Raw genomic sequence first — 16,275 nt, 5'->3', positions numbered from 1 at the left:
TCCTTCGATCAGAGAGTGGAGTCGGCGCCCGGTCTGGCGGCCCAGCCTCCGTATTCGTAGTGCGTGTACTGACCCCCCTGGTGATGCTCGGTGTACGGCTGCAGGAGGTGCGCGAAGCGCTCCGCGTCGTCCTGCGGCTCGTATCCGAGCGCCCTCGCGGCCGCGTTCTGCGACCACCACGAGCGCGTGTTGCGTGAGACCCCGTAGATCATGACGTGGCCGAACCCGGCCGGAGCCGCCAGGCACGCCTCGTAGAGGCTGGCCGCGTCGGCGGGGCTGAACCAGGTATGCAGGTGGCGCGGTTCGGAGGGCCGCTCCTCGAAGGAGCCGATGCGCACCGAGACGACGTCGAGGCCGAACCGGTCGGCGTACAGGCTCGCGAGCGCTTCCCCGAATGCCTTGGCCGCGCCGTACAGGCCGTCGGGGCGGACGGCCTCCGTCCCGTCGAGTGTCCGGTCCACGGGGTGGAAGCCGGTGACCCGGTTGGAGCTGGCGTTGATCACCCGTGGCACCCGCTCCAGCCGGCACGCCTCGAACACGTTGCGGACGCCTTCGAGGTTCGGGCCCTTGATCGCGGCGAAACCGGTCTCGTCGGCGACGCCGCCGAGGTGGATGACCGCGTCCATGCCGCGGACAGCCGCCCTGACCTGGTCGAGGTCGGTGAGGTCGGCCTGGAGGAACTCCTCGTGGGCCGCCGTCGCGCCGACGGGGCGGAGGTCCGAGAGGCGGACGTGAGCGATCTCGCGGAGCACGGTTCCGCGCAGTGACGTGCCGATGGTGCCCGCGGCTCCGGTGAGCAGGACTCTGGACGGCAGGCCGCTCACGGCGTCCACCTGCTCGGCCCGGAGGTGAGGAACTCGGGGCCGTTTGCGGTGACGACCACCGTGTCCTCCAGTTGGAGTCCGCCGATGCCGACGGCGTAGAAGGGCACTTCGAGGTTGATGACCTCGCCCTCGATCAGGGTATGGCGTTCGCCGCCCGGCCGGGGGCTCAGGATGGGGTGCTCGTACATCTCCAGGCCGATTCCGTGCCCGACGTGGTGACGCCGGAATTCGGGGAGCCCCGCTCGGCGGACGGCGTCGATGCCCGCCGCCGCCAGTTCCGAGACGACTGCGCCCGGCCTGACCAGTTCGGCCAGGGTCTCCATGCCGGCTCGCGTCGCGTCCAGCGCCTTGACCAGCTCGCTCGGCACGTCGCCGACGAAGGAGTTGCGTCCGGTGTCGGCCCAGTAGCCGCGCAACCGTCCGCCGCAGTCGGACCTGATCGCCACTCCCTCACGCACCCTGACGTTGGGGTCGGGTGGGAAACAGCCGCCCGCGCGCTCGCCGATGTTGGTCTCGCAGTGTCCCGGCTCGATGCCGCGTTCCAGCGCCGCGTGCCGGAAGCGGCGGACCAGTTCCGGCTCGGAGTCGCCGACGCGCGCGCTCTCCAGCATGGAGCGCATCGCGCCCTCGGTGGCCCTCGCCACCTCGCGCAGGCGCTCGATCTCGGTCGCGGTCTTGACTCGCCGTACGGCGCGCATCAGCGCGTTGCCGTCGACCTCGGAGACCGCTGAGAGGCTTTCGGCCAGCCGGGCCCGCGCTGCCGCGCTCATGGCCTGGCCGTCGATGCTCACTCGCTGGCCGTCCACGCCCAGGTCGCGCAGGGCTCGGGCGAGTGCGAGGGCGGCCGTGTCGTCGTGCGGTGGCTCCTGCCTGACGGCCATCAGCGCCCGGTCCACCGTCGAGAGCTCCTCGAAGGGGGCGGACGCGACGAAGAAGTCGCCGTAGGTGTACAGGTCGCAGTCGTCGGGCGGGCACATGGCGAGGTATTCGCCCGCGTTGCGGGGCGCGATCAGGGCACGGCGCCCGTCGGCCCGTACCACGGCGAAGACGTCATGCTCGCGGAAGACGTGCAGCGGCCAGTGTTCATAGCCGGTGAGGTAGATGACGTTCTCCACGCTGGAGGCCACCAGCGCGTCCACTCCCGCCTGCGCGAACAGCGCGGACAGGCGAGGCAGGTTCGCCACCGGATCCGGCCTCGGGGCCATGTGCATCATCGTCGTTCTCCCATGACTTTCCTGGCCGCCGCGATCGCGGTGGCGATGTCGTCCGCCGTGATGTCGAGGTGGGTGACGGCTCTGACGCGGCGGGGTCCCTTGGCTCCGACGAGCACACCGTGGGCGGCGAGCCCGGCCTCGAAGCCGGGGGCGTCGTCGACCTCGAAATACACGATGTTGGTCTGCACGTGTGCCGGGTCAATGTCGATGCCGTCGATGCCGGCCAGCCCCTCGGCCAGCGCCTTGGCGTTGGCGTGGTCCACGGCCAGCCGCTCGACATGGTGATCGAGCGCGTACAGGGCCGCGGCGGCGAGCATGCCCGACTGGCGAAGCGCGCCGCCCCACATCTGCTTGTACCGCCAGGCCTGCTCGATGAGGCTCGCGCTGCCCGCGAGCACCGCGCCCACCGGCGCGCCCAGGCCCTTGGAGAAGTCGATCCAGGCGGTGTCGAAGAGGCTCGCGTATGTGCGCGGGTCGACCCCGTCGGCGACTGAGGCGTTCAGCAGGCGCGCACCGTCCAAGTGGGTGGCGATCCCGCGCTCCCTCGCGACCTCGACGACCTGCCGCATGACGTCCAGCGGCCAGACGCGCCCGCCACCGGCGTTGGCGGTCTGCTCGACGCACACCAACCGAGTGACTGGCGCGTACCGGTTGCCCGGCGGCCGGATCATGCTCGCCAATCGGTCACCAGTGAAGACGCCACGTTCACCCTGAACAGGAGTGAGCACCGCACCCGACAGCACGGCCGGACCGCCGGCTTCGGCGTTGATCAGATGGGACGACGCCTCGGCCAGGACTTCGTCACCCGCATGACCCACGTGCAGCCGCACCGCGATCTCGTTGCACATGGTGCCCGAGGGCAGGAAGACGGCCGCCTCATGGCCGAGCAGGTCAGCGACCCGTTCCTCCAGGGCTAAAGTCGTCGGATCGGAGCGCGTCTGCTCGTCCCCGACGACCGCCTGCGCGATGGCCTGCCGCATGCCGCCGGTCGGCCTGGTCTGGGTGTCGGAGGATAGATTGACGGCATCGGGGTCAGTGCGGCGATCGGCCCGCAAGTCCTCGACGACCCTGATCACTGAGCGAACCGTCATTCTTCCTCCCCGACCAGGCTGAGCCCCCGCAGGTAATTGCTGCGCGTAGCCTTGGCTGCCGCGCCCGCGTCACGATCGAGAACGGCCTGGATGATCTCGGCGTGCTCGCGGGCGGACTGTCCATCAGGTCCGCGGTTGCGGAAATACAGAGACATGACACGGCTGGTGTGCATCTCCAGCGAGTCGATATAGGAGGTGAGGAACCGGTTGCCCGCCCTGCTCACCAGCACACGATGAAAGGCCATGTCCGCCAGGCGTGCCCTGCGGGTGTCCTCGTCCTCGATCGCCTGCAGCAGCTCGTCGTTGTGGCTGCGCATAGCGACCACGTCGTCGTCGGTCGCGTACGGCGCGGCCAGTTGAGCGGCCAGCGCCTGCAGCGTGCCAAGCGGCGCGATGATCGATGCCAGGTCATCCGGCTGGGCCCCGGCCACCTTGGGCCTGCGACGCGGCGCGGCGGTCACCATGCCTTCGCGCTCCAGCTGGATGAGCGCCTCTCGGACCGGAGTCCTGCTGATGGAGATCTCCTGGGCGATCGTGGCGTCGTCGAGGATTTCCCCAGGGCGGAGGCGTCCCTCTACCAGCCCGCTGCGGAGGTACGCATACGCCGCATCCCGTGCTGACGTAACTGAATGCTCCAGATCCATAGACAATATATTGTATGAAGTACATCCGATGGTCAATGGTCGCCGCCGTCCCGTTTGTCGGGTAGTTCCGCTGACCTGGCAAGGCTGCTCGCCACCACGGCCCCCGCGATCGACAACTCGCCGACATCCGGCGCAGTCGCGGCCCCCGAGAAGGGCTTCCCATGAACCAGATCGGGCGCTCGGCAGACCTCGATGGGGTCTTCGCCCAGGCGTTCACGCCTCGCTTCTACGAGATCGACGGTCAGGGCGTCATGTTCAACATGTGGTATCCGGCCTATGTCGAGGTCGTGGTCATATTCCGACGAGACTTCTCGCGAGACTTCTCGATAAGCGCTGAGCCGCAGGTCAGCTGAGTGCTGGGGCTGGCGCGCCGTGACATCCCCCTGCGTGAAGCGGGCGCTGTGGCGGATGCTCTATTAAACGGCGGCCAGAGCGGCCGAGATCCTGGCGCTGAACGTCGAGGACCTCGACCTGGAGCACCGGCGCGCGCCCGTCCGCTCCAAGGGCGGCGCCACCGAATGGGTCTACTGGGACCGCGGCACTGCCCACCTGCTGCCCCGCCTCCTCCGGCTCCCCGACGGCAGCCCCCGTACGCACGGCCCGCTGTTCCTGTCCGAACGCCGCCCCGTGCCCGCCCGCCGACCGGCGGCCGCCGACATCTGCCCGCACACCGGCCGCGCCCGCCTTGGCTACGACCGCGCCCGCGTCCTGCTGGACAAGTACGCGGGCCTCGACCTGCACCAATTGCGCCACAGCGCGGCCACCCACCTCGGCGAGGCCGAGATCCCGCTGCAGCTCATCATGGGCAAGACCCGGCACAAGAACCCCCGCACCGCCATGCGCTACGTCAAACCCGGCGCCGAAGCCATCGCCAAGGTCACCGAGGTCCTGGCACCCCGCCGCCGTACTCACTGATCAACAGATCACGGATCGCTAACAGGCGAAGAAGTCACAGGTCGCTACCGCTAATCCCTGCACTCAGCCTCCTCGAAGGCCGTCCTGGCCGCCGTGCTGGAGTTCCAGCGCGACATGATCGGCGAGAACACTCGCGAGGGCGTCGCCGCCGCCAAGGCCGCTGGCAAGACCCTCGGCCGCCCCGCCGCCCTCGACCAGGGCAAGGCGGCCACCGTCGTAGAGGAATACCGTCAGGGTGCCGCCGTCAAGGCCCTGGCCCGGCGGCACCAGGTCGCCCCCAAGACCATCCGCCGTGTCCTGGACGCCGCCGGCGCCCGCGACCTGCCCGACCAGCTCGACGCGCCGTCGGCTGACACCGGTGAGCGGCGCAGCGCGCCCGCACCGGACCCGGATGTGACCCTTGATCTGCCCGGGCTGCTCGCCGATCACCTGCGCACCACCAATGACGAAGCCATCTGCCAGGCCCTCGCCTCCGGGCAGACCATCCGCCGCGGCCACGGCTACTCGGTGCGCATCGTGGCCCCGCTTGCGCTCCACTGCGCCGCGCTGGAGCAGAGCGCTGCCCTCGCCGATGGCGGCCCGGCCGAGCGCAAGGCGCACCGGGTGTACGCCGCCCGCGTCACAGCCGTCCAGGCCACCCGACTGCATGGGTCATGACCTGCGGAAACCCTTCGGCGAGACGCATTCGAACGGAAAGTCACGGCAAGCCGCTCAACGCTGCTCTGCTAACGGGACTTTTCGTTCGGATACTCGTCATACCCCGAGGCGATGGTGTTTTGCTATCTGGCCGAGGAACTGCGCACCGGGGATGTGGCGGTGATCGGGTCGGAGGAGTACGCCGACTGGAGCCGGCAGCTGCTGAGCTGGGAGACGGTAGAGGTCAAGCTGCCGCAGTATCTGGTGGACGTGGGCCTGCGCGAGGCTGGCGATGTACGGCCGTTCGACGCCGCCGCCTTCACCGCCGAATTGCGCGCCAAGCTGACCGCGGCGGCGGCCGTGGCCGACGGTGGCTATCCCGGCAACGAGGACCTGTTCATCGACCCGAAGACCGGCGTGCCCACGCTGGCCGCCCACCGAGCCGACGAGCAGCGGCCCTCGGCCCGCAAGCTGGAGCAGGCGATCAAGGCGCGGATGCCGGAACGCTCGCTGCTGGGCATCGTGGCCCGCACCGCGTACTGGATCGAATGGTGGCACCGCTTCGGCCCGGTCTCGGGCAGCGATCCCAAGTTGGCCGACCCGTTCGGCCGGTACGTGATCACCACGTTCGTCAAGGGCACCAACATGGGCCCGTACGAGGCCGCCCGGCACATCCCCGGAGTGAGCGGGCACGAGCTGTCCATGGCCGCCAACCGGCACTTCTCCATTTCCAAGCTGAACGAGGCGATCGCGGACGTGGTCAACGCGCACGCCCGGCTCGACATGTCGCGGGTGTGGGGCAACGGCACCACTGTGGCTGCCGACGGCACCCATATGGACACCTACCTCAACAACCTGCTCGCCGAGACCAGCGTCCGGTACGGAAAGCCCGGCGGGATCGCCTACCACCACGTCGCCGACACCTACAGGACGATAGACCTTCAGAATCCCCGAAGTCTCATCAACGTTCGCAAAAGCCGGAGCGCCAGCAGATAGGGCCAGGTCCTGGGGCTACAGAGACCAAAGAAGCCCAGTTGAACTCAGGGTTATTAGTTAGAGGGCATCGCGGTCCTGGCCGCGTGCCGGCCGTCGCTGCACGGCGCGCTGCTGGCGGCCAAAGCGGCCGGCCACACGTATGTGATCGTGGACGGCACGCTGATCCGCACCGACCGGATCGCCACGCCGGGCCCCTCCCGCGGGGTGGACTTGTGATGGAGCGGCAAGCACCGCCATCACGGCGGGAACATCCAGGTCGTCTCCGCCCCGGACGGGTAGCCGCTGTGGACCTCTGACGTGCGGCCCGGTCGCGAGCATGACATGAGCGCTGCCCGTGCCGACCCTGATCTGCCGGCCCGGATCGCCGACTGGATCCGCGACGGCGCGACGGCGCTGGCGGACCTGGGCTACGAGGGCGCGCCCGAGACCTTCACGATCCCGTTCAAGAAGCCCAAAGACGGGCAACTAACCATCGACCAGCAGGCCTACAACGCCCGGCGGCCTGCGCTGCCTGGGAGAACGCGCCAACTCCCTGCTCAAGACCACCTTTAAGGCGCTTCGCCGCTACCGCGCCTCGGCGACATCGCAGCTGCGGCCCTGGTCCTGCTCCACCACGAACACGGCCGCACCACATGACCGGAAGATGATCACACACCGTCACACGACGTTACGTGGAAAGCCTCAGTGCGCGGCTTGCGTCCGAGCATCCGTTCGACGAAGTCGTTGCGGGCCCAGACGACCTCGTTCTCCCGCTTGTATTCGAGGAACTCCACTCACGCTGCAGCGGCGGCGATATCCAGACTTTTCATCCGCGCCCTGTTGGTCATCATCTTGGCGAGCAGCCGGCTGGCGATCGGCAGCCGGGCGAGGCGGATCATCACGGACCGAAGCAGCAACTCGGCGCGGTTGCCTGGGGTGAAGAAACCGCGCATGCTCACACCGCTGCCGAGGTGGTGGTCGATGAACGGGCGCAGGTGGTCCTCCCAGTCCTGCAGCGCTCGTGGCACGTCGTGCGGGTGGTGTTCCAGCATGGTGCCGAGCAGGTCCGCCCCGGCCAGGCCGGTGGATGCCCCCATGCCGGAGTAAACGGTCAGGCACCACGCGGCGTCGCCGACGAGCACGACTCGGCCGCGGTGCCAGTGGTCGAGGTGCACCTGCTCGGCGGAGTCGAACAGGTGGTCCGGGGCCTTCTCGAACTGGTCGAGTAGCCAACCGAGCGTGGAGCCGGTGGGCTCGGGGCCGTAGGCGGCGCGCAGCGAGTCGATGGCCGGCCGGGTGAACTCGGCGTCCACGTCGTCGGTGCGGTAGGAGAACAGCACCGACGACGGACGGTCGGCGAACGAGAACACCCACACCGATCGGCCCGCCTCGGCCATGTACAGCCCGTCCTGTAGGCGGTAGCCGGGTACCGGCTCGGGCAGGCTGTACACGGCGATCATGTAGTTCAGCCGACGGATCGGGCTCTGCTCGGGCTCGAACGCAAGCCGGCGCACCGTCGAGCGCAGTCCGTCTGCCCCGACCACCAGGTCGAACCGTTCGACGGTCGTCGTCTCCGTCGTCAGGTCGCGGATCTCGACGTCCACCCCGTCGAGGTACTGGTCCAGCGCGATCGGCACGGTCGAGTACCGGATCTCGACCTCGTCGGGCAGGGCGGTGAAGGCCGCGTCTTCGATGTCGCCCCGCATCACCATTCGAGACCCGCCGAACACATCGGCGTAGCCCACACCGCGGCGGCGCCGGCCCGTGCGGTCGACGTCGTAGCTCACGCCTTCCGGAGCGAAGCGATTCGGCACCGCATCGGCGATGCCCAGCCGTTCGGCGGCGGCGAGCCCGGTCCCGAACAGGGCGATGAAGTATCCGCCGCGGCGCCGCTCGGGGGCCTTCTCCAGCACCACCACGTCCCAGCCCGCGCGATGCAGTCGCAGCGCGGAGGCGGTCCCGCTGATCCCGAGGCCGACCACCAGGGCCCGCTGTCGCGATGTCGTGTTCTTGTCCATGGGATTGCGCTCCGACATTGTCGTGTCCTCCATCTGGTTGGGGTGGGTCGGCCGTTCAGGAAGCCGAGGATGTGGAGTCGTCGAGGCGGGCGAGGAAGCCGAGGAGTGTGGCGTTGACCTCGGCGGGACGCTCCTGCTGCTTGCTTGCTGGGCATGGCCGAAAACCGTCTGGAAACTGATCGGTTTCCGCCTGGGAAAACAGATCGGTTTCCTCGCCAGCGAAGGTGAGGCGAGCGGGTGACGGGCTGAGATCTCAGGGCTTCAAGATCATCCTGTGGCCCCTTTCGGGCCTACCTCGACCATCCCCTGGAGGGCCGCGTCGGTGTCCGCGATGGCCAGCATCCTGTTGATGTCGGCGCCGGCCAGCGCGCCGGCCGCTGCGGAGGCCCCGACCTGGGCGACCAGATCGGTGGCGTTGCCGGCCACCCACACACCCGGCACCTCGGTGATGCCGGCCATGCCGGAGGCGAAACCGCGGCCTTTCGGCAGGTCCCGCACCGGCAGGCCCAGACCTTCCAGGCCCTGGGTGCGGGCCTGCATCGGCGCGGCGACCGCGAGGACGCGGCGGGCCACGACCCGGCCGTCGGCCAGGCGCACCCCGGCGAGGGCACCGTCCTCGTCGTTGACGACCTCGGTGACCGGAGTGTCGATGATGCGGATGCCGCGGGCGGCGAAGCGGGCGCGGCTGTCCTCGTCCAGGTCAGTGCCGTGGGTGAAGTAGGTCAGGTCATCGGTCAGCTGCCGGAACAGAAACGCGTGGCCAATGGAGGCCGCGCCGGTGGCGAGGATACCGATGGGCTCATCGCGCACCTCCCAGCCGTGGCAGTACGGGCAGTGCACCACACTGTGCCCCCAGTGCTCGGCGAGCCCGGGCACCTCCGGCAGCACATCCGTGAGGCCGGTGGCCACCAGGATGCGGCGAGCGGTGATGCTGCGGCCGTCGGCCAGGGTGACGGTGAACCGCAGGTCCCCGTCCGCCGACGGGGCGGCAGACTCGGCCGAGACCACCTCGCCGAACACGACGCGTCCGCCGTACTGGCCCACCTGCTCCCGGCCCCGTCGAAGGATCTCGGGCGGCGGGGTGCCGTCCAAGACGATGAAGCCGTGCACGGCCTTCGCGGGCGCGTTGCGCGGGGAGCCGCTGTCGATCACGACGACCGAGCGGCGGGAGCGGGCGAGGATCAGTGCACCGTTCAGCCCCGCGGCGCCCCCGCCGATCACCACCGCGTCGACGGTCCCCTCGGCCAGTGCGTCGCTCGCGTACGCAGGAGTCGTCACAGCCATGGCCCCCTGCCTTTCCTTATCAGTCATGGTTCGGTCAACCCTTCGAGTTCTGGGTGGTTGGAGGGGGGCAGCTGTTCAGAAAGCCCAGGATGTGGTCGGCGACCGTCTTGGGCTGCTCCAGGTGCAAGAAGTGCCCTGCGCCGGGTATGACGATGCGTTCGAGGCCGTTCGTGAACAGGTCGTCCATGCCGTCGCTCAACTCCACGGACATGCAGTTGTCGTCGGCCCCGTGGAGGTAGAGCGACGGGACGGTGAGGGCACCGATGGCCTGGGCTTGCAGGGATTGGGTCGCCTCGTCCGCGGGGGGCGTGAACAACTGGCGGTAGTAGCCCAGGATCTCGGTCAGGACTCCTGGAGCACCCAGGGTTTCCTTGAGCGCGGCACGCTCCGCATCCGGCAGCTCGTAGCCGGGTGACCATTCCCGCCAGAGCCGGTCGATGAAGGCGAAGTCGTCGAGCTCGACGGCCGCCTCCGCCATGGCTGTCTGGAAGAAGAACATGTACCAGCTGCGTCGCTGCTGGTCACCGTCAGTGACCAATGCGGTCAGCAGTTGACGGCCGTGGGGACCCGCCATGGTGACAAGCTTGCGGACACGTGTCGCGTCGAGGCTCGCTGCCGCGTACGCCGCCCCGGCTCCGAAGTCGTGGCCGATGAGATCCGCCTGCTCGCGCCCGAGCGCTTCGATCAGGGCCAGGACGTCCTGGCCGGTCGAGGCAATGCGATAGGAGCCGTCGGGAGCCGCGCCGCCGGGCCAGTATCCGCGCTGTGCGGGCGCGACCGCCCAGTACCCTTCCTGCGCAAGGCGGTCGAGGATCCCTGTCCAGCTGGCGGCATGGTCGGGAAACCCGTGGAGGCACACAACGAGCGGCCCGCTGCCGGCCTCAAGGATCGGAACCTCCAGTCCGCCTGCCTGAACCGTCCGATGACGGACGCGGTCGGTCGCCTGGGACCCCCTGGCCGGGGAGTCCTCGCCAGACGACGGTCGCTGGGTCACCTGTGTCATGAGTTCAACCCCCAAGCCGCCTTCGCGGCGTCGCGGTCCGGCAAGCCCGGACCAAGTAGCAAGTACGGCTGACGGCGACCAGGACGCTGACGCCGATCACGGAGCCGATCTGCTGGAACATGTTTGAGCGGAATCGCTTAATTGCCCATCGATGTGCAGACTAGTTTATTGCCCATTGCCGTGCAAATATCGCGATGACTCCCTCCTCCCACCCGCCCTCGAGGTACCGATGTGACCAGCCGACCAGCACGAACACCGACGACGAGGCCGAGACGGTCTCCGGCCCGGCCCCACGAGACGCCGCCCCCTCCTGCTCCGACTTCGACTTCGACGCAGCGTCGGGACGCGCGGGCCACCCGTGCGCGGATCCTCGACGCGGCTCGGCGGGAACTGACCCGCGACCCCGACAGCCGCCTGGAGGACATCGCCGGTGCCGCCGGTGTGGCCCGGCGCACCGTGTACGTCCACTTCGCCGGCCGGGCCGCGCTCGTCGAGGGCCTGGCCGCCGAGGCCGCGGAGGCGATCCGGCGCGCCGTCGCGGGTGCCCCGGCCCCGACCCCCGACGCCGTCGCGGACCTGGCGCGATTCGTCCTCATGGTGTGGCCCGTCGGCGACCGCTACAGCACCCTCATCCGGCTGGCCCGCGGCCAGGACCTCGCCCCCGCACGCGTCGACGAACTGCTGACCCCCGCCCGCGACATGGCCACGAGGGTCCTCGCCCACGGCCGTCGACAGGGCGTCTTCCAGACCACCGTCCCGCCCGACCCGCTCACCCGAGCCATCGAGGCCCAACTGGCGACCCTGCTCGACTGCGTCGACCGCGGCCTGTGGTCCGACGACGGCACCGGCGCCGCCACCGCCGCCCTCATCGCCGCCGGAGTCGCCCCGGACACCGCCGCCGCGAAGGTCGATCACGTACGGAAGACCGGGTCGCCCCCGAGTCCCGTCTGAAACCCGTGCCCGCCCCCAACTCCCTGTCCCCCGAAGCCCTTTGGAGGGCTGGGAACTGAATACGTAAGAAAGGGGCCATGACCCGATCTTGGTAGTGCTTCCCCGGAGGTCGACGCCGGTTTCTGGTCAGGTAATGCTGCGCGGGTGAGAAGCTCAGGGACTGATGGCCAGGACCTGCAGTTTCGTGTTCGCGGCCTCATGAACCTCAGGTGCCAGGGGATCGGCAGTCAACTCCCGCAGACGCGAGCGGACTGCGGCCGTATCTGGCGCTGCCTCACACGCGCGCTGCTGAACCGTTGGCTCGCAATCGTCAAGTCCCTCGACCATGACGGCTTCGGCTTCATGCGGCGCACATCCCCGAAGCCCGTCCAGGAAAGCTTCCCGGGCAAGTGAATGAACCGTGCCTTCCCACGCGGCCATGAGCTCGCTCGCGGCTTCATGGATCCCCAACCGGCCCAGGCCTCGTGCTGGAACCTCGGCAGCGCACCATTCCCCAGCGACGACTGTGCGGTGCAACGCGGCCAGCAACACCGGCGCATCGCCCCGGTCACCGACCTCTGCCACCACACGCTCCCCGAACGCGACGAGTGTGTCGTCGCCGCTGCCGATCCACGTGCGGGCGCGTGGCAGCGCGTCTGGCCCAAGGTGGTGGAGCGCCTGTGGGATACCCGGCAGCCACCCGGCCGCGTTGCGTAGGCCGGGGTCTTCGGCGAAGTCGAAGACGATGCGATCGCCGCGCCTACCCAGTTCCTTTAGCGCCCGCCGCCGCTCGGAGCCGCCGGCAGCGACAAGCCCGATCAGGTCTTCGTTGTCGATGGCGACGATTTCGGGTCGTGTGCCGTGCCTGGCCGGTCCGGGTGAACGGGAGGCCTTGAGCTCGTCGATGATTCGCCGGACCCGTGGCTGGGACTGCGCGAACGTCGTCCACGGCTCCGTGTCGCACCAGATCGCCTGTGCAAGCTGGGCATCGTCGCGGTTGGCGATGATGTCGTCAGCGAGCCCGTCCCAGATGGCGGGAAGCTTCGTCGCCCCGCTGTCGCCGATCGCCTCCAGTGCCGTGGACCAATGCGGCCCATCGATCGCGTACCCGCGCAGCACGGCCGCCGCGTCGAGTCGACCGACCATCGGAAGCAGGGCAAGGACCTGCAAGGCAAGCTCAACCGGTTCGGCGTCCTCGCCGTCGTACGTGAGCAGGTGCTGTTGGATCGGTGCCAGTGGCAGGTCGAGCCGAGCGATGAGACCGGCGAGGTAGCTGTCGCGTTGATCAACTTGTCGGTCCCAGCGCGTGTCCGTAATCACGCACTCATACACCGCGTCGGCGGCGCCGGGGGCGGTCGACGTGCGATGCACTGCGGCACCGCGTCCCCGTTGGAGCTGACCGCGGAACGAGGCTGGACTGTCATATTCGATCATCGACATGCAGTATCCCCGTGGTGGAGGCGCTGAGCGAGCGAATAGCGGCCATGGCTACGATGCCCGGGGTCCTGTCGGTCGTATCTTCGAGGTGCGTGTGACGTCGATCGATCGCACCGCCTACCCGACGTTCAAGCGGATGGCGTCGCGTGATCTGGCCGACGCGTTCACCCCGTCGGACGACGAGATCGAGTGGGCGCGGGACAAGTCCTCGACCGACGCGCATCTGCTGGCCCTGATGGTGTGGCTCAAGAGCTACCGACGCCTGGGCTACTTCCCAAAGCTGGAGGACGTGCCGGACGCCGTTGTCGAACACGTCCGCGACGCGCTGAACCTCCCGGCCAGCGTCGCTGCCGAAGTGGATGCCGTGCGCACGGCGAAGCGTCAGCGCGATCTGGTTCGCAAGCGGCTGGGGGTGAAGTACAACTCCGCACAGGCGCGGGGCATCGCCGAGGAGGCGATCGAGCAGGCCGCCCAGACTAAGGACAACCCGGCTGACCTGATCAACGTGGCGTTGGACGTGCTGGTGAAGAAGGGCTGTGAGCTTCCCGGCTACACCACGCTGGACCTGTCGACGAAGACCATCCGGGCCCGGGTCAACCGGGGCTTCTTCGACGCCGCGGCGGGCCGGATCGATCCGGCCCAGCGTTCGGGACTGCACGCTTTGATGGTGGTGGATCCGGCGACCAGGCGCAGCGGCTTCGACAAGCTGAAGGATCCGCCGAAGGCGGCGAGCCTGACGAAGTTCAAGCAGCGCCTGGAGCACACGCAGTGGCTGGACTCCTTCGGCCCCACCGAGAGGTGGCTGGACGGGATCCCGCCGGGGAAGGTCGGGCATTTCGCCGGGGAGGCCAGGACCACTACGGTCGAGGACTTCGTCAGGATCGGCGAGGCCAAGCGCCTGACCCTGCTGGCCAGCCTGATCCACGTGCTGCGTGCGGCGGCGCGGGACGAGGTCACCGACATGTTCTGTAAGCGGTTGGCGATCATCCATCGCAAGGGCAAGGACCGGCTGGAGGAGCTGCGCGAGCAGCACCGCGCCGAGTCCGAGCGGCTGCTGGAGGTCTTCGGCGAGGTCCTTGCGGCCGCCAAAGACGCGGCCGCCCCGACCGGGCCGCCGCCGGAGCCGGACCCAGAATCCGCCGACCCCGATACGGAAGACGCACGGGCCGAGGACGGCGAGGAGGTCGCCGACGACGCAGAGGATGACGAGTCGGCTGTCGTTGATGATGGCCTCGGTGAGGAAGGTGCGTCGCCCGACGTCAGCGGCGCGGACGAGCTCGCGGCACGAACCGGTCGGCTGGTGCTCAAGGCGCTGGAGTCCGCCGGCGGCCTGGAGCGCCTGGCGGCCGCGCACCAGGCGGTGGCCGCCTACCACGGCAACAACTACCTGCCGCTGCTGGAGCAGTACTACAAGTCCCACCGTGCGGCCCTGTTCAGCCTTGTCGACTCCGTCGCGTTCGAGGCGACCAGCGAGGACCGTTCGGTGCTGGACGCACTGGAGTTCGTGCGCGCCGTGCGCGCCCGCCGCGGGGACTGGATCGAGGAGATCGTCGTCCTGGGCTGCGGCAAGGACAAGACAGAGGTGTCCATCGACATCACGACGTTCGCCTCGGACATGTGGCGCAAAACCCTGCGGGACAAGCGTCGGCCCGGGATGCTCGCCCGCCGGCACCTGGAGGTCTGTGTGTTCTCCTACCTGGCCGCCGAGCTGCGCAGCGGCGACATCGCCGTGGCCGGCTCCGACTCCTACGCCAACCTGCACGCCCAGATGATGACCTGGGAGGAGTGCCGGGACGAGGTCGCGGACTTCTGCGCCCAGGCCGGCATCCCCACCGACGCCAAAGCGCTGGTCGCGTTCTATAAGAAGAAGCTCACCAAGATGGCCGCAACAGTGGACTCCGGCTACCCGGCGAACACCGACCTGCGCCTGGAGGGCGGACGTCCGGTACTGGCCCGGCGCAAAGGCGCCGAGCGGCGGTCCTCGGCGATCGCGCTGGAGGGCGCGGTGCTGGACCGGCTGCCCGATCGCAGCCTGCTGGACATCCTGGCCCGCACCGCGCACCTGACCGGCTGGCACCGGCACTTCGGCCCGGCCTCCGGATCCGACCCGAAGATCCGCGGCGACAAACTGGGCCGGTACGTCGTCACGGCCTTCGCCTACGGCGGGAACCTCGGCCCGACCGAGGTCGCCCGCCACATGCGCGGCGTGTCAGCACACGAGATCTACACGGCCGGCAACAAGCACGCCGACGGCGACCGGATCCACCGCGCCTCCGGCGACGTCATCAACGCTTTCGCGGCCCTGGACGTGGCGCGGATGTGGGGCGACGGATCGGTGGCCGCGGTCGACGGCTCGCAGATCGAGACGTGGGAGAACAACATCCTCGCCGAGACCTCGATCAGGTACGGCGGGTTCGGAGGCATTGCGTTCCGCCTGGTCTCCGACACCTACATCGCGCTGTTCTCCCACTTCATCCCCTGCGGGGTGTGGGAGGCGGTGTATCTGCTGGACTCCCTGCTGGCCAACGACTCGGACATACAGCCCGACCAGGTCCACGCAGATACCCAGGGCCAGAGCTTGCCTGTTTTCGGGCTCGCGGCTCTGCTCGGGTTCGACCTGCTCCCCAGGATCCGGAACTGGCACGACCTGAGTTTCTACCGGCCCACGGCTAGCACGATGTACAAGCACATCGACTCGCTGTTCGGCGACAACATCATCGACTGGGAGCTGATCGAGAAGCACTGGCCGGACCTGCTACGGGCGGGCATCTCGATCCGGGAGGGCCGACTGTCCTCGGTGACGCTGCTGCGTCGCCTGGGCAACCACTCCCGGCGAAACCGGCTCTACAAGGCGCTGCGCGAGCTGGGGCGGGTCATCCGGACGATCACGCTGCTGCGGTACCTGTCCGAACCCGGACTGCGGGATCAGATCGCGGCGGTCACCAACCGGACCGAAGCGTTCCACAACTTCTCCCAGTTCCTGATGATCGGCGGGCGTCTGATCGGCCACAACGACCCCGAATACCAGGAGCGGGTGGTGAAGTTCAACGAACTGGTCGCCAACTGCGCGACCTACTCCACCGCCCTGGACATCACCGACGCCGCCAACGCCCTGGCCGGTGAGGGTTATCCGGTCGACACCGACGACCTGGCCACGATCTCCCCATACGTCACTCGGACGATACGCCGCTTCGGCAGCTGGGTCGTCGATCTCACACCGCCCGCCCAGGCCCCGGCCACCCGCTTGGACCTGGAGTCCCGTGTCCTGTTCCGCGTGAGCTGAGCCGCACGCCCGCACAGACCA

At 68.9% G+C, this 16,275-nt stretch carries 13 protein-coding genes and 2 pseudogenes; 7 read left to right on the top strand and 8 right to left on the bottom strand.

All coding sequences use genetic code 11. The features are described 5' to 3' along the window. Positions 1-8: 8 nt before the first annotated feature. Genes AB0L53_RS50035 through AB0L53_RS50020 form a run of 4 tightly spaced genes read right to left on the bottom strand, consistent with a single transcriptional unit; the run spans position 9 to position 3,773 of the window. Positions 9-824, bottom strand: a complete 816-nt coding sequence (locus AB0L53_RS50035) for an NAD(P)-dependent oxidoreductase (protein WP_364011109.1) — start codon at positions 822-824, stop codon at positions 9-11. Further along, positions 821-2,029 carry a Xaa-Pro peptidase family protein gene (locus AB0L53_RS50030; protein ID WP_364011106.1) on the bottom strand — a complete coding sequence of 403 codons (1,209 nt, stop codon included), beginning with the start codon at positions 2,027-2,029 and terminating at the stop codon, positions 821-823. The genes AB0L53_RS50035 and AB0L53_RS50030 overlap by 4 nt, the downstream gene beginning before the upstream one ends. 5 nt (positions 2,030-2,034) lie before the next feature. Next, positions 2,035-3,129: a threonine aldolase family protein gene (locus AB0L53_RS50025; RefSeq protein ID WP_364011103.1), complete on the bottom strand. Its 1,095-nt coding sequence runs from the start codon at positions 3,127-3,129 to the stop codon at positions 2,035-2,037. Beyond that, complete coding sequence (locus AB0L53_RS50020; RefSeq protein WP_358449240.1) at positions 3,126-3,773, bottom strand: GntR family transcriptional regulator; 648 nt, start codon at positions 3,771-3,773, stop codon at positions 3,126-3,128. The genes AB0L53_RS50025 and AB0L53_RS50020 overlap by 4 nt, the downstream gene beginning before the upstream one ends. Before the next feature lie 161 nt (positions 3,774-3,934). On the opposite strand from AB0L53_RS50020, the gene AB0L53_RS50015 reads away from it, so the two are divergent. The 5 genes and pseudogenes from AB0L53_RS50015 to AB0L53_RS49995 form a co-directional block, all read left to right on the top strand. Then, positions 3,935-4,126 (top strand): hypothetical protein, encoded by a 192-nt coding sequence (locus AB0L53_RS50015; RefSeq protein WP_358449242.1) that lies wholly within the window; start codon positions 3,935-3,937, stop codon positions 4,124-4,126. Between the two features lie 79 nt (positions 4,127-4,205). Continuing rightward, positions 4,206-4,688 (top strand): annotated as a pseudogene (locus AB0L53_RS50010) (site-specific integrase); the annotation flags it as partial. A 93-nt stretch (positions 4,689-4,781) separates the two neighbouring features. Further along, positions 4,782-5,345, top strand: coding sequence for a helix-turn-helix domain-containing protein (locus AB0L53_RS50005; protein ID WP_364011099.1), 564 nt, complete (start codon positions 4,782-4,784; stop codon positions 5,343-5,345). 111 nt (positions 5,346-5,456) lie between these two features. Beyond that, positions 5,457-6,320 (top strand): Tn3 family transposase, encoded by an 864-nt coding sequence (locus AB0L53_RS50000; protein ID WP_364011096.1) that lies wholly within the window; start codon positions 5,457-5,459, stop codon positions 6,318-6,320. Positions 6,321-6,380: 60 nt separating this feature from the next. Then, positions 6,381-6,956 (top strand): annotated as a pseudogene (locus AB0L53_RS49995) (transposase family protein); the annotation flags it as partial. A gap of 137 nt (positions 6,957-7,093) precedes the next feature. On the opposite strand, the gene AB0L53_RS49990 reads toward AB0L53_RS49995, so the two are convergent. From AB0L53_RS49990 to AB0L53_RS49980, 3 genes are all read right to left on the bottom strand, one after another. Then, on the bottom strand, positions 7,094-8,350 hold the full coding sequence (locus AB0L53_RS49990) for an FAD-dependent monooxygenase (protein ID WP_364011093.1): 1,257 nt from the start codon (positions 8,348-8,350) through the stop codon (positions 7,094-7,096). A gap of 234 nt (positions 8,351-8,584) precedes the next feature. Beyond that, the gene (locus AB0L53_RS49985; RefSeq protein ID WP_364011090.1) at positions 8,585-9,595 is read right to left on the bottom strand and encodes an NAD(P)/FAD-dependent oxidoreductase; all 1,011 of its coding nucleotides are present in this window, start codon (positions 9,593-9,595) and stop codon (positions 8,585-8,587) included. Positions 9,596-9,635: 40 nt separating this feature from the next. After that, a complete protein-coding gene (locus tag AB0L53_RS49980; RefSeq protein ID WP_364011088.1) occupies positions 9,636-10,604 on the bottom strand; it encodes an alpha/beta hydrolase in 969 nt (322 codons plus the stop codon). Positions 10,605-10,835: 231 nt separating this feature from the next. Here AB0L53_RS49980 and AB0L53_RS49975 point away from each other — a divergent pair, with 231 nt between their 5' ends. Then, a complete protein-coding gene (locus AB0L53_RS49975) occupies positions 10,836-11,555 on the top strand; it encodes a helix-turn-helix domain-containing protein (RefSeq protein WP_364011085.1) in 720 nt (239 codons plus the stop codon). 153 nt (positions 11,556-11,708) lie between these two features. On the opposite strand, the gene AB0L53_RS49970 is transcribed toward AB0L53_RS49975, so the two are convergent. Beyond that, positions 11,709-12,974: a hypothetical protein gene (locus tag AB0L53_RS49970; RefSeq protein WP_364011083.1), complete on the bottom strand. Its 1,266-nt coding sequence runs from the start codon at positions 12,972-12,974 to the stop codon at positions 11,709-11,711. Positions 12,975-13,065: 91 nt separating this feature from the next. Between AB0L53_RS49970 and AB0L53_RS49965 the strand changes: the two genes are divergently transcribed. Further along, positions 13,066-16,254: a Tn3 family transposase gene (locus AB0L53_RS49965; RefSeq protein ID WP_364011080.1), complete on the top strand. Its 3,189-nt coding sequence runs from the start codon at positions 13,066-13,068 to the stop codon at positions 16,252-16,254. The last annotated feature ends 21 nt before the right edge of the window (positions 16,255-16,275 follow it).

The organism is Nonomuraea sp. NPDC052129 (assembly GCF_040680095.1).
Taxonomy (GTDB): Bacteria; Actinomycetota; Actinomycetes; order Streptosporangiales; family Streptosporangiaceae; genus Nonomuraea.
This window is presented reverse-complemented; position numbering and strand designations above follow the sequence as displayed.

What these genes read in the sequence shown, in the direction of transcription:
- AB0L53_RS50030 (WP_364011106.1), bottom strand. Translation starts at nt 2,029, where the DNA reads ATGGCCCCGAGGCCGGATCCGGTGGCGAACCTGCCTCGCCTGTCCGCG.
- AB0L53_RS50025 (WP_364011103.1), bottom strand. Translation starts at nt 3,129, where the DNA reads ATGACGGTTCGCTCAGTGATCAGGGTCGTCGAGGACTTGCGGGCCGAT.
- AB0L53_RS50020 (WP_358449240.1), bottom strand. Translation starts at nt 3,773, where the DNA reads ATGGATCTGGAGCATTCAGTTACGTCAGCACGGGATGCGGCGTATGCG.
- AB0L53_RS50015 (WP_358449242.1), top strand. Translation starts at nt 3,935, where the DNA reads ATGAACCAGATCGGGCGCTCGGCAGACCTCGATGGGGTCTTCGCCCAG.
- AB0L53_RS50000 (WP_364011096.1), top strand. Translation starts at nt 5,457, where the DNA reads ATGGTGTTTTGCTATCTGGCCGAGGAACTGCGCACCGGGGATGTGGCG.
- AB0L53_RS49990 (WP_364011093.1), bottom strand. Translation starts at nt 8,350, where the DNA reads ATGGAGGACACGACAATGTCGGAGCGCAATCCCATGGACAAGAACACG.
- AB0L53_RS49980 (WP_364011088.1), bottom strand. Translation starts at nt 10,604, where the DNA reads ATGACACAGGTGACCCAGCGACCGTCGTCTGGCGAGGACTCCCCGGCC.
- AB0L53_RS49970 (WP_364011083.1), bottom strand. Translation starts at nt 12,974, where the DNA reads ATGTCGATGATCGAATATGACAGTCCAGCCTCGTTCCGCGGTCAGCTC.